The 13,803-nt window shown below is 57.5% G+C and carries 13 protein-coding genes; 7 read left to right on the top strand and 6 right to left on the bottom strand.

The genetic code is table 11. The features are described from left to right. Nucleotide 1 precedes the first annotated feature (1 nt). Nucleotides 2-1,753, bottom strand: a complete 1,752-nt coding sequence (locus CKW14_RS24670; RefSeq protein ID WP_095126284.1) for a hypothetical protein — start codon at nucleotides 1,751-1,753, stop codon at nucleotides 2-4. Nucleotides 1,754-1,787: 34 nt separating this feature from the next. After that, on the bottom strand, nucleotides 1,788-2,330 hold the full coding sequence (locus CKW14_RS24665) for a hypothetical protein (RefSeq protein ID WP_095048874.1): 543 nt from the start codon (nucleotides 2,328-2,330) through the stop codon (nucleotides 1,788-1,790). 222 nt (nucleotides 2,331-2,552) lie between these two features. Here CKW14_RS24665 and CKW14_RS24660 point away from each other — a divergent pair, with 222 nt between their 5' ends. Both CKW14_RS24660 and CKW14_RS24655 read left to right on the top strand, forming a co-directional pair. After that, entirely contained in the window at nucleotides 2,553-4,139 is a 1,587-nt protein-coding gene (locus tag CKW14_RS24660; RefSeq protein ID WP_095048873.1) for an ABC-F family ATPase, read from the top strand. Nucleotides 4,140-4,397: 258 nt separating this feature from the next. Then, nucleotides 4,398-5,594, top strand: a complete 1,197-nt coding sequence (locus tag CKW14_RS24655) for an MFS transporter (protein ID WP_095126283.1) — start codon at nucleotides 4,398-4,400, stop codon at nucleotides 5,592-5,594. A gap of 123 nt (nucleotides 5,595-5,717) precedes the next feature. Here CKW14_RS24655 and CKW14_RS24650 read toward each other — a convergent pair whose 3' ends face one another. Next, entirely contained in the window at nucleotides 5,718-6,755 is a 1,038-nt protein-coding gene (locus CKW14_RS24650) for a dienelactone hydrolase (RefSeq protein WP_095048871.1), read from the bottom strand. A 236-nt stretch (nucleotides 6,756-6,991) separates the two neighbouring features. After that, nucleotides 6,992-7,603, bottom strand: a complete 612-nt coding sequence (locus CKW14_RS24645; RefSeq protein WP_095048870.1) for an FMN-dependent NADH-azoreductase — start codon at nucleotides 7,601-7,603, stop codon at nucleotides 6,992-6,994. 128 nt (nucleotides 7,604-7,731) lie between these two features. Between CKW14_RS24645 and CKW14_RS24640 the strand changes: the two genes are divergently transcribed. Together CKW14_RS24640 and CKW14_RS24635 are read left to right on the top strand one after the other, a co-directional pair. Continuing rightward, nucleotides 7,732-8,640: a LysR substrate-binding domain-containing protein gene (locus tag CKW14_RS24640; protein WP_093432790.1), complete on the top strand. Its 909-nt coding sequence runs from the start codon at nucleotides 7,732-7,734 to the stop codon at nucleotides 8,638-8,640. Next, the gene (locus CKW14_RS24635; RefSeq protein WP_095048869.1) at nucleotides 8,637-8,996 is read left to right on the top strand and encodes an MmcQ/YjbR family DNA-binding protein; all 360 of its coding nucleotides are present in this window, start codon (nucleotides 8,637-8,639) and stop codon (nucleotides 8,994-8,996) included. Before CKW14_RS24640 ends, CKW14_RS24635 begins: the two co-directional genes overlap by 4 nt. Before the next feature lie 119 nt (nucleotides 8,997-9,115). On the opposite strand, the gene CKW14_RS24630 is transcribed toward CKW14_RS24635, so the two are convergent. Together CKW14_RS24630 and CKW14_RS24625 are read right to left on the bottom strand one after the other, a co-directional pair. Continuing rightward, entirely contained in the window at nucleotides 9,116-9,547 is a 432-nt protein-coding gene (locus CKW14_RS24630; protein WP_095126282.1) for a DUF1294 domain-containing protein, read from the bottom strand. Then, nucleotides 9,544-10,374 carry an undecaprenyl-diphosphate phosphatase gene (locus CKW14_RS24625; RefSeq protein ID WP_095048867.1) on the bottom strand — a complete coding sequence of 277 codons (831 nt, stop codon included), beginning with the start codon at nucleotides 10,372-10,374 and terminating at the stop codon, nucleotides 9,544-9,546. The genes CKW14_RS24630 and CKW14_RS24625 overlap by 4 nt, the downstream gene beginning before the upstream one ends. Nucleotides 10,375-10,679: 305 nt before the next feature. On the opposite strand from CKW14_RS24625, the gene CKW14_RS24620 reads away from it, so the two are divergent. The 3 genes from CKW14_RS24620 (at nucleotide 10,680) to CKW14_RS24610 (ending at nucleotide 13,695) form a co-directional block, all read left to right on the top strand. Then, nucleotides 10,680-12,314, top strand: coding sequence for a methyl-accepting chemotaxis protein (locus tag CKW14_RS24620; protein WP_095048866.1), 1,635 nt, complete (start codon nucleotides 10,680-10,682; stop codon nucleotides 12,312-12,314). 296 nt (nucleotides 12,315-12,610) lie between these two features. Beyond that, nucleotides 12,611-13,174 carry a nicotinamide riboside transporter PnuC gene (gene pnuC, locus CKW14_RS24615; RefSeq protein ID WP_095048865.1) on the top strand — a complete coding sequence of 188 codons (564 nt, stop codon included), beginning with the start codon at nucleotides 12,611-12,613 and terminating at the stop codon, nucleotides 13,172-13,174. Next, the gene (locus tag CKW14_RS24610) at nucleotides 13,171-13,695 is read left to right on the top strand and encodes an AAA family ATPase (RefSeq protein ID WP_095048864.1); all 525 of its coding nucleotides are present in this window, start codon (nucleotides 13,171-13,173) and stop codon (nucleotides 13,693-13,695) included. The genes pnuC and CKW14_RS24610 overlap by 4 nt, the downstream gene beginning before the upstream one ends. Nucleotides 13,696-13,803: the final 108 nt, after the last annotated feature.

The following is a 13,803-nucleotide window of genomic DNA, read 5'->3' as shown; positions in this document are numbered from 1 at the left end:
GCTATACGACAACTGCGATACCCAGGTACTTTTTAACAGCAAGATCGCTGCGAATCTCGACGACGTTATATACAAGCTCTGGCATCCCCGAAGCCCAACTCGGACACTCAGATTTGAAATATTTGACGAAGGTATCTTTTCTCACGCCAAATCCTTCGCCAAATGTTTCGTTGCCAAACGAGTGCGCGCCAAAATCAACGGCACCGCCCCCTAAGCGGCCGATCATATGAGTGACTTCTTTCTCAATATCGTTGTAGACAGTCTGAGTGCTCGCTTCCGCAACTGCTTTTTGACACGCCGTGTCAATCGCCTCTTTTATTTGCCTATAACGGTCAGCATAGAAAGAAGCACGCGTCGACTCACGATCGACGCTTTCATCACCCACCTCAACTGCCAAAAAGCCCTCTTTAACAAGATCATCAAACTCCCTGTAATCATCATTTTTGATTAGCTTTCCCCACTCATCGAGTCTAGTTAGGACAGGCTCAAAAGAAGTGGCTACAGTTTTACCTAAAACCAATAACTTGCTACGAGTGTCCTCACAGATCCACTCCGGTTCCCCTTGAAAAACCGTATTGATTTTTGCCCACTGTTCTTTCTCGTACGCGAATGGCCTGCCAACAGCCCCCTCCTCATCAACCCTCATATAACCGATCAGCGTGTTGAGCTTCGGCTTGATAACTGTTTCAAATGCAAACTCCGCATGCTGCTTCAACTCTTCACGATCGCCAGGCCCTGCCAACGTCGCCAAAATATTGGCTGGAGAATCCTTCACCCAGACACTGGCCATTTCCTTGACCATCGATGAGTAATCCATGTTCTCCGGTACCGGATTTCCGTTGCGTCGTGGATAGACTAGAGAAGGAATAGCCAGTGTATTCACCAAGGCTTTGTTGATGTGAATGACTGCCGCTTGCTTGCCGTTGTGCAAATTTTCCAGGGTACGGTAAGTATCACCGATGAACGATTTTTCACATTCGTTCCAGTCTTTTTCTTCGGCAAACCATTCTCTCGACGCCGTAATCAAATCCGCACTTTCAATGGCGCTCATGGAAATATTCATTTGAGAATAGATTTTATCGCCTTTAGCCTTATCAGAAGTGGGCTCGCAGACCTCAAGAATGCGCTGGGTTTTCTTTGACCATTTATCTCCGATGCCTTCCTGCTCAACAAGGCAAAGCAATTTATCAAGGCTGTGCTTATCGTTTACCGCAACCCTTTTAATGCTCAGCATCGCATCTTTCATACAGGCGAAGACCGCAGCGATTTCCTCCTTGTTATGTTTACCTTCGATTCTAGGGATCAAAAACGGCGGCATGCCTATTTCGATAATTTGCCCAGAATCGCTTTCCAGCTCGAAACAAATACCAAACAAAGCCGATAACGCCCCGGAACTCCCCAGCGCAACGTGCGAATCCAGGGCAAATATTGAGTGTCCGGTAAACTCAAACTCGAATCCCACACTCGAGTGTTCGGTCATCACACTTCGAAAACAATGGCCAATGAACGAATTCTGATAGGCGCGCTGACTCTCAATGTATTTTTTAGCAGTCTTGCACTCTGCCATGGTTTTGTATGGTTCCACAGGAACAGAAACCATGACCGGCATAGACAACGATGACTCGACAACGGAAGAACTGGCGCTTGCGCTATCCTTGGGGCATACCGTTTTCACTCCGACACTTTCGCCCGACTGGTCTTCGGCATGAGCCTTTTTAATGTCGGCGACACTCACACATTTTTTGCATTCCATCGCATTGCTGCTCCATAGACGCGAGTAACTATTTTTAACGAACCGACATCAGCGAGTTCAACAGGATCCCCATCCGTTGATGCGGCGGAATATTTACATCCATCAAAACCTGACTTATCGCTGACCGCTGCATGAATTCGCAGCCCATGCAAAGCGTCAGCTTTATGTAGGCCACGATGTCTCGCGATTCTTCCAGGCCATAGGATTGGGCCCTGTCTATATAGGTAATCAATCGCTGCCTGAATGCGTCGTCGCTGACCCCAGCGACCGCGTCCGGGTAAGCCGCTTTCATTTCAGGCAGAATTTTTTCGGCGAACTTAACCGTCGAATCAGTTTGAAATGCATGCAGCTGTTCATGCCGAATCATGAGCATCGGTTCAAGTCCAGATGGTCGGGGCGTTTTGAAGTCGCTGGCGAGCGAATGATTGCTTTCATTACCGAAGCTCGCGCAAGTCATGGCACCGTGCCACAACCCCGTAAAAATAGCAGCACTTTCGCCCATAGCCAGAAGGCGACCACCGAAACCGGCGCTGCGTAGAAGCCCTGTTCGCGCTAGACGTTCGTTATCGCCCGTCATACAACTGCCGTCCTACTTATGCGACAATGCGCGCAATGTCCAAACACAGACCCCGTATTCGTCGTTCAGCAGCGTGGCCACACCGGTCAATGCTGCTGGCGACGTATGCGCGTTGACTTAACTCAAGCTCAGACTGGGTGGAGCTGGACAAGCTCCGGATTGGTATCGAAGCGGTATCAGACACACAAAACACCAGCTCTAACCCATTGATAGGTAAGGTAATTGATCTCCACAGCTAACATCACGATGCAGTTCGGCGCCAAGCCGCTCTTCGAAAACGTTTCGGTCAAATTCGGTGCTGGCAATCGCTACGGCCTGATCGGCGCCAACGGTTGCGGCAAGTCGACCTTCATGAAAATCCTCGGCGGCGACCTCGACCCGTCCGGCGGTCAGGTCATGCTCGAGCCGAACGTGCGTCTGGGTAAATTGCGCCAGGACCAGTTCGCCTACGAAGAATTCACCGTGATCGACACCGTGATCATGGGTCACGAAGAGCTGTGGAAGGTCAAGGCCGAGCGCGACCGCATCTACTCGCTGGCGGAAATGTCGGAAGAAGACGGCATGGCCGTGGCCGAGCTGGAAACCGAATTCGCCGAGATGGACGGCTACACCGCCGAATCCCGCGCGGGTGAACTGTTGCTGGGCCTGGGCATCGGCATCGAGCAGCACTTCGGCCCGATGAGCGAAGTCTCGCCAGGCTGGAAACTGCGTGTATTGCTGGCGCAGGCGCTGTTCTCCGATCCGGAAGTGCTGTTGCTCGACGAACCGACCAACCACCTGGACATCAACACCATTCGCTGGCTGGAAAACGTGCTGACCCAGCGCAACAGCCTGATGATCATCATCTCTCACGACCGTCACTTCCTGAACAGCGTGTGCACGCACATGGCTGACCTGGATTACGGCGAGCTGCGTCTGTTCCCGGGCAACTACGACGAGTACATGACCGTGGCGACCCAGTCCCGCGAACAACTGCTGTCGGACAACGCCAAGAAGAAAGCGCAGATTTCCGAGTTGCAATCGTTCGTCAGCCGCTTCTCGGCCAACGCCTCGAAAGCCAAGCAGGCTACTTCCCGCGCCAAGGCGATCGACAAGATCCAGCTGGCCGAGGTCAAGCCTTCGAGCCGCGTGAGCCCGTTCATTCGCTTCGATCAGAACAAGAAGCTGCACCGCCAGGCGGTCATCGTCGAAAAAATGGCCAAAGGCTTCGACGGCAAACCACTGTTCAAAGACTTCAGCTTCCAGGTTGAAGCCGGCGAGCGCGTGGCGATCATCGGCCCGAACGGTATCGGCAAAACCACCCTGCTGCGCACTCTGGTCAACGAACTGACCCCGGACGCCGGCAGCATCAAGTGGACCGACGCGGCAGAACTGGGCTACTACGCTCAGGATCACGCGCACGATTTCGAAGACGACGTCACCCTGTTCGACTGGATGGGTCAGTGGACTCAGGGCGAGCAGATGATTCGCGGTACTTTGGGGCGCATGCTGTTCTCCAACGACGAAATCCTCAAGTCGGTCAAGGTCATCTCCGGTGGTGAGCAAGGTCGCATGCTGTTCGGCAAGCTGATCCTGCAAAAGCCGAACGTGCTGATCATGGACGAACCAACCAACCACTTGGACATGGAATCGATCGAGGCGCTGAACCTGGCGCTGGAAAACTACCCGGGCACGCTGATCTTCGTCAGCCACGACCGTGAGTTCGTATCGTCCCTGGCCACGCGCATCATCGAGCTGAGCCCGAATGGCGTGACCGACTTCAGCGGCACTTACGATGACTACCTGCGTAGTCAGGGTGTGGTGTTCTAAAAAGCAGCTGAAAACTGAAAAGCCCTGTCCATGTGACGGGGCTTTTTGCATTCAGCGCGCTGATCGTTCCCACACTCTGCGTGGGAATGCATCCCGTGACGCTCCGCGTCACACGAGCGGGGCGCGGAGCGTCCGTGGCGGCGTTACCACGCAGAGCGTGGGAACGATCAATCTGGAAAGATAGTTAGCCTGCTTTCTTTTATCTCAAGCCCAAGCCATGATGCGAACTCTCCCACCGCCGCCCGCGAACGAGTCCTCATGTCTGCGCAGCAACTGCCACCGCAAAGCTCCATGGCGATCACCCTGCAGATCGTTTCCATCGTGTTCTACACCTTTATTGCGTTCCTCTGCATCGGCCTGCCGATCGCGGTGTTGCCGGGTTATGTGCATGAGCAACTGGGTTTCAGCGCGGTCATCGCCGGGCTGGTGATTGGCTCGCAATACCTGGCCACCCTGCTCAGCCGGCCAATGGCCGGGCGCATGTCGGACACGGTCGGCACGAAACGGGCGATCATTTATGGCTTGTGGGGAATTGTCCTCAGTGGCTTGCTGACGCTGCTCTCCACCCTGCTGCAGACTTGGCCGCTGACAAGCCTGATCATTCTGATCATTCTGATCATCGGCCGCTTGCTGCTCGGCATCGCGCAGGGCTTGATCGGTGTCGGTACGATCAGTTGGTGCATGGGCCAGGTCGGCGTTGAACACACGGCAAAATCCATCGGCTGGAACGGCATTGCCTCCTATGGGGCGATTGCCATTGGTGCGCCCTTAGGCGTGGTGATGGTCGCTGATTACGGTTTCACCAGCCTCGGCATCGCGCTGGCCGTACTGGCGGCCGGTGCACTGCTGCTGATCCGCAACAAACCGTCGGTGCCGGTGATCCGTGGCGAACGCCTGCCGTTTTGGGCGGTGTTCGGGCGAATCGCCCCGTATGGCGCCAGTCTGACCCTGGCCTCGATCGGTTACGGCACCCTGACCACTTTCATCACGCTGTATTACCTCAACCGTGGCTGGTCCGGCGCGGCGTACTGTCTGACGGTGTTTGGCGTGTGCTTCATCCTGTCACGGCTGATGTTTATTTCAGCGATCAGTCGTTTCGGCGGCTTCAGCTCAGCCATTGCCTGCATGAGCATCGAAACCGTGGGGCTGGTGCTGTTGTGGGTGGCACCGTCCACCGCGTTTGCCCTGATCGGCGCAGGACTCGCGGGGTTTGGCCTGTCGCTGGTGTACCCGGCGCTGGGTGTCGAGGCGATCAAACAGGTGCCCAGCTCCAGTCGTGGTTCCGGGTTGGGGGCTTATGCAGTGTTCTTCGATCTGGCACTGGCGATTGCCGGGCCGTTGATGGGCGCGGTGGCTTTGAATCTGGGGTATTCGTGGATTTTCTTCAGTGCGGCGCTGTTGTCGGTGATCGGATTGGGGCTGACCCTACTGCTGCAGCGCCGGGCGATGTCCTGAAGTTCGCCGCGATCCCCTGTAGGTGTGAGCCTGCTCGCGATAGCGGTGTGTCAGTCACCTAATATGTTGAATGGTATGACGCTATCGCGAGCAGGCTCGCTCCCACAAGGGTTCTGCACCTGACTATTGATCCGCGGTTTGCATGCCGGCCCGGGTCGGTTTACCCAAGGTGTGCGAGAAGAATCGCCCGGCCTCCGAGATCAGGTTGCGATGGATATCTTCGCGATCCACACCATCAGCATCGGTGCACAGCGCCGGCATCGCGCGAATCTGCTCTTCGTTACACGGCGCCATAAATACGAAGTGCCCAGCCCCTGCGAGTAATTTGAAATCCGGTGCCGTCGGCAGTTTGCGCGCCAGCGCGGCCGCATTCTTGTCGAAGGCCACCAGTTTGTCACCATCACCGCTGTAGAGCAGCACCGGCACATGCACATCGGCCAGGGTGTGACGGCCAAACTTCAGGCTCAGCGGCGCCATCAGCAACAGCGCATGAACGCGCGGATCGGCCACCGGTTGCAGATCATCCCGATCAACGATCAACTCACCTTGCGTATTACAGGCATCACGATCGTCCGGGCGCTCTTGGCAATACCGACGCAGGCGATCGAGATCCGGTTGCGCCCCGGACAGGATCAACGCGGTCTCGCCGCCTGCGGAATAACCGATCACCCCGACTTGATCGGCGTTGACGTACGGCGCAAGCATGCGATCGCCCAAGGTCGCGGTGATGGCTTCGGAAATCTGGATCGGCCGCCCGTAGAGGTTGCTCAGGGTGCCGAGTCGGCTGTGGTCTTTGGAATTGTCGCCGGGATGAATCACCGCCACCACCACAAAGCCTTTGCGCGCCAGCGAGGTCGCCAGGTCGTGCAACGCCAGCGGCGTGCCGGTGTTGCCGTGGGACAGCATCAGCATCGGAAAGCGGCCGATGGCGACTTTGGTGTCTTCGCCGGCTTCGACCGAATAGCCCTCAAGCAGACTCAGGTGTTCACGATCGCTGGAGGGATAAAAGGCGATGGCGCGCATCGGTTGCAGGTCGAGCGGATCGAGGAAGGTCATCTCGTGATAACCGACGCTCCAGACCGGGTGTCGCCCAGGCGCGGCATGCACTGTGTTAAGGCTGCCGAGCAGGCAAATCAGTAACGTTGCACAAAGACGCATCATGGGATGCCCCACCCTGTTGTTACTCAATCGAAAGTTCCGTTGCGTTGCGGGCCTGAAACCCCGGGGATTCGGTGTTCCGGTACGACAATGCACTCAGACGCTGATTGTGTGACTGCATAACCCGGGCCAGATTATGTAACAGTCAGAAACAAAAAACTCCGTATTCGCCCCTTGCGGAACCAGAATACAGAGTTTTTTGGGTGTTACCTGAACATCAGCTGTTCTTTACGCAAGCCTTACGCGGCGGCGAACAGTTGCTCGCTGATCTTCGCTTGTGCAGCGGTCATGGCGTTGTTACGCACTTCGTCGCCATACGCCAGGCCTTCGGCGCGGACGATTTCGATGTCGGTGATGCCGAGGAAGCCCAGTACCAGCTTCAGATATTCTTCGTGAGCGATGCCGCTGGCCTGACCGGCATGAATGCCGCCGGAAGTCGATACGATCACCACTTTCTTGCCACCGCACAGACCTTCAGGGCCGGCTTCGGTGTAACGGAAGGTTTGACCGGCGACTGCAACGCGGTCGATCCACGCCTTGAGTTGGGTCGGTACGGTGAAGTTGTACATCGGAGCCGCGATCACAACCGCGTCGGCGGCGATGAACTCGGCCAGGGTCGAAGCACTCAGTTCGGCTTCGTGCTGTTGTGCGGCGTTACGCAGCTCAGCGGTGGTGCCAGCGGCGACCAGGGTGGTCGACGAGAAGTGGCTGATGGCGTCGGCGGCCAGGTCGCGGTAGGTCACCACGGCGCTTGGCTCGGCAACTTGCCAGGCTTTGACAACTTCGCTGCTCAACTGACGGGAAGCCGAGTTGTCGCCCAGAATGCTCGAATCGATATGCAGCAGTTTCATGTGGAATCTCCTGGAAGGAATCGCCGGTGGCGACGGAATGGAGACAATCCTACGCAAGAAACCAATGGATGATTAGCCGCCTGAAATGCGATAGTTTGTCCCACTGATAGAACAGTCGGATGTCCCTGATGCAAGACCTCAACGATCTCTACTATTTCGCCAAAGTCGTCGAGGCCGGCGGTTTTGCTGCGGCCGGGCGATTGCTCGGGATTCCCAAATCACGGTTATCGCGGCGCATTGCCGAACTGGAAGAACGCCTTGGCGCACGTTTGCTGCAACGCACCACCCGGCAACTCAATCTCACCGCGGTTGGCGAACGTTACTTGCGCCACTGTCAGGCGATGCTTCTCGAAGCAGAAATGGCCGATGAGGCGGTGGCGAGCATGTCCAGCGAGCCGCGCGGACGACTGCGCGTTTCCTGCCCTACAGGTCTGGCCCGGGAAATGTTGCCGTGGGTGATCAGCGATTTCCTCGGCAAATTCCCCCAGGTGCAACTGGAAGTCGTACTGCTCAATCGCCGGGTCGATCTGGTCGGTGAAGGCTTTGATGTCGCGTTGCGCGTGCGTGAGCATGGTGACGAGGATCCGCTGCTGGTGACCCGACGCCTGCGTCAGGCGCAGATGGTCGTGGTGGCCAGCCCGGCGTTTTTACAGGGCAAGACGATCAACCATCCGCAAGACTTGAAGCATCTGCCCGTACTGGGTGCGCTGGAGGCCGATCGCATGGTGCATGTGCGCCTGCTCGATCAACAGGGCCACAGTTTCGAACTGAACATGGAGGCTCGCCTGGGCATCGATGATTTTGTCGTACGCAAGGCCTGCGTCCTCGCCGGTCAGGGATTTACCCTGTTACCGATGATGTATTGCGAGGCGGAGCTGGAAAACGGCACGCTGGTGCAGATGTTGCCGGAGTGGTCACTGCCCGGCGGCTGGCTGCAAGCGGTGTATCCGCATCGGCGCGGGGTGATGCCGGCGGTGCGCGCGTGGATCGATCATCTGGTCGAGTCGTTCAATGCCTGTGGGGAGCGGTTGTTATGAGCAAGGGAAAGATGAGCGAAGCCGACGTGGCCGCGTTCTGCCTGGCATTGCCGGGCGCTCGGGAAGATTACAAATGGGGCGGCGTGCGAGTGTTTTCGATTGCCGGCAACAAGATGTTTGCCTTGCAGGGGCTGCGTGGGGATTCCCTGGCGTTCAAGGTCGACAAGGATTTGTTTCTTGGCCATTGCGACCGCCCGGGCATTCACCCGGCGCCGTATCTGGCGCGGGCGCAGTGGATCATCATGCATCCGCCCTACCCGCTAGGTGCCGAGGAATTGTGCGGGTTGTTGCAGCGCTCGCATCAACTGGTGGTGAGCAAGTTGCCGAAAAAGACCCAAATCGGTTTGTTGCTGTAAACCCGATCCCCCAGTGTAGGAGCTGCCGAAGGCTGCGATCTTTTGACTTTGATCTTTTAAAAGCAAGATCAAAAAGATCGCAGCCTTCGGCAGCTCCTACATAGGGAATTGCGGTGTATTCAGAACAGCGTCAGCAAGTTCGAGCCGAGAAACAGCTGGTCGATCCAGAACACTTGGTGCAACACGACAATCACCCAGAACAGAATCTGAAACGACACCTTGCGCGTCTTGTGCCGGAACACCTGCTGGGCGATCAATGCGCCCGGCCAGCCGCCCGCCAGTTCCACGGCATGAAGGATGTTCTCGGGTGTGCGCCAGGCATCGGCGCGCGCCTTGCGCTTGTCGGCCCAGTACATGAAGAACGCCAACACACTCACAACACCGTAAGCCGTCAGCGGCACCAACGAGATCCCGCGCAACCACATCGACACCGAGCCGAACAACGGCAGCGCGCAGACGATCAGCAGAACCAGCAGTTTCAGCTTCAGATGCTGGATGTTGTTGCCGCCCGAAGGTCGCCCTTCGGGCCGGCGTGCGCGGGAATCACTCATGGCTTGGCCGCCGCCCAATCAATCCAGCCAAACTGCCACGTCGCCAGAATGACCAGACCAAATACGATCCGATACCAGGCAAATGCCGCATAGCTGTGGCTGGCGATAAACTTGAGCAAACCGCGCACGGCGATCATGGCGAAGATGAATGCGGTGACGAAACCGATGGCGAACACCGGGAAGTCCGCTGGCACAAACAAGTCACGGTACTTGTAGCCCGAGTAAACCGCCGCACCGACCATGGTCGGCATCGCAAGGAAGAAGGAAAACTCGGTAGCGGTCTTTCGCGACAGGCCGAACAGCAAGCCGCCAATGATCGTCGAGCCGGAACGCGAAGTGCCGGGAATCATCGCCAGACACTGGGCGAAGCCGACTTTCAGGGCATCTTTCCAGGTGATCTCGTCGACCGTTTCGGCGTGCACTTCATGCTGACGCTTTTCCGCCCACAACATGATGATGCCGCCCACCACCAACGCGGTCGCAACGGTAATCGGGTTGAACAGGTATTCGTGGATCAGGTCGGCAAAGATCACGCCCAGCACCACAGCGGGCAGAAATGCGATCAGCAGGTTGGCGGTGAAACGACGGGCGCTGGGCTGCGTCGGCAAACCGATGACCACATCGAAAATCTTGCGGCGAAACTCCCAGACCACCGCGAGGATCGCGCCGAGCTGGATGATGATATTGAACGCCATGGCCCGTTCGCCGCCGAAATCGAGCAAGTCGGCAACAATGATCTGGTGTCCGGTACTGGAAATGGGCAAAAACTCCGTCAGCCCTTCTACAACTCCTAGTATCAGTGCCTGCAAGGCCGTCCAAAGATCCATCAATCCCCCAAAGAGCGATGCGCGCCGGCATGCCCCGATAGTATTTTTCTAGCGTTCACTGCGATCAGCGTAGCTGTTTATGGCTGTACCGATTCCGCACGCACAGGATCCACACGAAACGGTCAAAATTCCGTGAAATATCAATTTGGATTCAGGTTTTCACGCGCGGGGCCGAAATCCTAACAGACAAGCCTTATTAGCGCTGCCGCGTTATACGACTTGGGTCGCGTATGCCCGCTCACGAAATCGTGGTTGGATGCTGGCGGTCGTTTATTACAAGAAAAAGAATCCGGAGTGACAGCGTTATGAACAGCTTGCGCAGTGTGTCGATCAGCCGACGCTTGTGGCTCATCTTGATTGTGGCGGTGGTCATGTTGCTGACCTTGGGCGTGTTGATGCTCAAGCAGATCCACGACGATCTCTACCATGCCAAAGCCCAGAAAACCCAGCACGTCGTGCAGACCGCCAGCGGCCTGCTGACCTATTACCACGACCTCGAAACCGCCGGCACCCTGAGCAAAGAGGCTGCACAGAAACAGGCGCTGACGGCAATTCGCGGCCTGCGTTACGACCAGAGCGATTACTTCTGGATCAACGACCTCACGCCCGTGATGGTCATGCACCCGACCAACCCGAAACTCGAAGGCCAGAACCTCTCAGCGATCCGTGACCCGGACGGCTTTGCGGTGTTCAACGAAATGGTCGCCATCGCCCGATCGAAAGGCGCGGGCATGGTCGACTACCGCTGGCCAAAACCGGGCGCCAGTGAGCCGGTGGCCAAGACGTCCTACGTCAAACTTTTCGAACCGTGGGGCTGGGTGCTCGGCTCCGGGGTTTACGTCGACGATGTGCAGGCGGAATTCCAGGGCCAAGTGATCAAGGCTACGGTCATCGGCCTGGTGATCGCCGTGATCATGGCGCTGTTGGTGATCCTCATCGCGCGCAGCATCGTCCGCCCATTGCAGGAAACCGTGAACGCCATGGCCAACATTGCCAGCGGTGAAAGCGACCTGACCCGCAGCCTCGATACCCATGGCAAAGATGAAGTCACTGAACTGGCGCATCACTTCAACGCCTTCACCGCCAAGCTGCGCCGGGTGATCGGTGATTTGCAGGTGTCGGCCAGCGCCTTGGGCCAGTCGTCCAGCGAACTGGGCAACGACGCCTCGCAGGCTCAGCAACGCAGCCAGCAGCAATCGCAGCAGATGGAACTGGTGGCCACGGCGATCAACGAAGTGACCTATGGCGTGCAGGACGTGGCAAAGAACGCCGAGCACGCCGCCGCCGAAATGCGCGATGCCGAAGCGCAGGCGCAACAGGGCCAGATCAATATCGACGGCAGCTTGCAGCAGATAGACAAGCTGTCCGGCACCATTGATCAAGCGGTGGAAGTGATTCGCACCCTGGCTGCCGAAAGCACGCAGATCGGCAGCGTATTGGAGGTGATCCGTTCGATTGCCGAACAGACCAACCTGCTCGCGCTTAATGCCGCGATTGAAGCGGCGCGGGCCGGGGAGCAAGGTCGCGGGTTTGCCGTGGTGGCGGATGAAGTACGCTTGTTGGCGCAACGTACGCAGAAGTCGACGGCGGAAATCCAGTCGATGATCGAGCGCCTGCAGAACCACTCCGAAGCCGCCGTAAAAGTGATCGGCGACAGCAGCAAGGCGTCGCAACTGACCATCGAACAAGCCGGGTTGGCCGGTGCGAGCCTGAATGCCATTGGCCAGGCACTGCGTAATCTCAATGGCCTGAACGCGTCGATTGCCAGCGCCACGTTGCAGCAGGCGCATGTGGTCGAGGACATCAATCAGAACGTCACTCAGGCGGCCGGCCTCTCGCACAGCACGGCGATCGCTGCCGAACAATCGAGTGCGGCCAGCCTGAAACTTGGCCAGTTGAGCGAACAACTCAACGCCCTCCTGCGCCAGTTCCGCGTCTGACCCGTGTAACTGTGGTCAGCCCACCCCTCACCCCACCCCTCTCCCCAAGGAGAGGGGGCCGACCGAGGTGTCTCAAGCTATACGTCGACCTGAAAAATCGAGTCGATTATGGATTCAACGCAGAAAGATCAGGTCGGCGTATCTCGAACATCCAACTCGCTCAGTCCCCTCTCCCTACGGGCGGTCCGACGTTTCGGGAGGGTTAGGGTGAGGGGCTTTTGATCTACAGCGATCATCAGTACCTAGCCCAATGCAGTACAATCCGCCCCCTTCTTTCACTCCCCCAAGGAACCCCCATGTCCGGGCTTGAACTGTTTGCCGCCGCCCTCGGGGTGATCGCCGTGTGGCTGACGGTCAAACAGAATCCGTGGTGCTGGCCGATCGGTCTGGTCATGGTGTTGCTCTATAGCTGGATCTTCTTTGAAGTGAAGCTGTACTCGGACATGTTGCTGCAAGTGATTTACGCCGCGCTGCAAGTCTATGGCTGGTGGCAATGGACCCGCGCCGGGACGATGCATGACGGCCGCGAGGTCACTCGCCTCGATCGCCGCACTCTGTTGCTCGGCCTCAGCGTTGGCGCGGTCGGCAGTGTCTTGCTCGGCGCGGCCATGGCGCATTGGACCGACGCCGCGCAACCGTGGCTGGATGCGGCGCTGACCGGTTTCAGCCTGGTGGCGCAACTGTGGATGGCACAGAAACGCCTGCAATGCTGGGCGCTATGGTTCGTACTCGATGTGATTTTTGTCGGGTTGTTCATCTACAAAGGGCTGTACCTGACCGCTGCGCTGTACGGGCTATTCACCCTGCTGGCGGTGCAAGGCTATCGCGAATGGCGCGCCGACCCGGCGTTGCGCCCATGAAGGTTGTGGTCCTGACCGGCCCCGAATCCACTGGCAAGAGCTGGCTGGCGGCGGGCCTGCAACAACGCTTTGGCGGCTTGCGGGTGGATGAATACGTGCGTCGGTTTATCGAACTCAATCCCCGCGATACATGCCTGGCCGACATCCCTGATATCGCTCGGGGCCAGTTGCAATGGGAGGATGAGGCTCGGGCGCAACAGCCGTCACTGCTGATTCTCGACACCCATCTGCTGAGCAACATGCTGTGGAGCCAGACGCTGTTTGCTGACTGTCCGGACTGGCTGGAAACCGAGCTGTTGGCACGGCATTACGACCTGCACCTTCTTTTGTCCCCGGAACAGATCGACTGGACCGATGACGGTCAGCGCTGCCAACCGGATCTGGACGAGCGTCTGGCGTTTTACCAAGCCACGCAGAACTGGCTGGAAAACCACCACCAGCACTTTCAGGTCATCCAGGGCAATTGGGCCGAGCGCCAAGTGCAGGCCTTTGCCGCCGTCGAGCAATTACTGGTCGAATGACCCGGTCAACGGGTCACCTTCCCCGGCACTTTCCCCTGTTTTGGGGACAAAGTGTCCGATTCTGAAACACTCGTTGACGTGCAGAGTGCCCGTTTCAGCGCTGTTCAT

The organism is Pseudomonas sp. Irchel s3a12 (assembly GCF_900187485.1).
GTDB lineage: Bacteria > Pseudomonadota > Gammaproteobacteria > Pseudomonadales > Pseudomonadaceae > Aquipseudomonas > Aquipseudomonas neuropathica.
This window is presented reverse-complemented; position numbering and strand designations above follow the sequence as displayed.

Coding starts and splice junctions, on each gene's coding strand:
- CKW14_RS24670 (WP_095126284.1), bottom strand. CDS start 1,753: ATGGAATGCAAAAAATGTGTGAGTGTCGCCGACATTAAAAAGGCTCAT.
- CKW14_RS24665 (WP_095048874.1), bottom strand. CDS start 2,330: ATGACGGGCGATAACGAACGTCTAGCGCGAACAGGGCTTCTACGCAGC.
- CKW14_RS24655 (WP_095126283.1), top strand. CDS start 4,398: ATGTCTGCGCAGCAACTGCCACCGCAAAGCTCCATGGCGATCACCCTG.
- CKW14_RS24650 (WP_095048871.1), bottom strand. CDS start 6,755: ATGATGCGTCTTTGTGCAACGTTACTGATTTGCCTGCTCGGCAGCCTT.
- CKW14_RS24645 (WP_095048870.1), bottom strand. CDS start 7,603: ATGAAACTGCTGCATATCGATTCGAGCATTCTGGGCGACAACTCGGCT.
- CKW14_RS24640 (WP_093432790.1), top strand. CDS start 7,732: ATGCAAGACCTCAACGATCTCTACTATTTCGCCAAAGTCGTCGAGGCC.
- CKW14_RS24635 (WP_095048869.1), top strand. CDS start 8,637: ATGAGCAAGGGAAAGATGAGCGAAGCCGACGTGGCCGCGTTCTGCCTG.
- CKW14_RS24630 (WP_095126282.1), bottom strand. CDS start 9,547: ATGAGTGATTCCCGCGCACGCCGGCCCGAAGGGCGACCTTCGGGCGGC.
- CKW14_RS24625 (WP_095048867.1), bottom strand. CDS start 10,374: ATGGATCTTTGGACGGCCTTGCAGGCACTGATACTAGGAGTTGTAGAA.
- CKW14_RS24620 (WP_095048866.1), top strand. CDS start 10,680: ATGAACAGCTTGCGCAGTGTGTCGATCAGCCGACGCTTGTGGCTCATC.
- pnuC (WP_095048865.1), top strand. CDS start 12,611: ATGTCCGGGCTTGAACTGTTTGCCGCCGCCCTCGGGGTGATCGCCGTG.
- CKW14_RS24610 (WP_095048864.1), top strand. CDS start 13,171: ATGAAGGTTGTGGTCCTGACCGGCCCCGAATCCACTGGCAAGAGCTGG.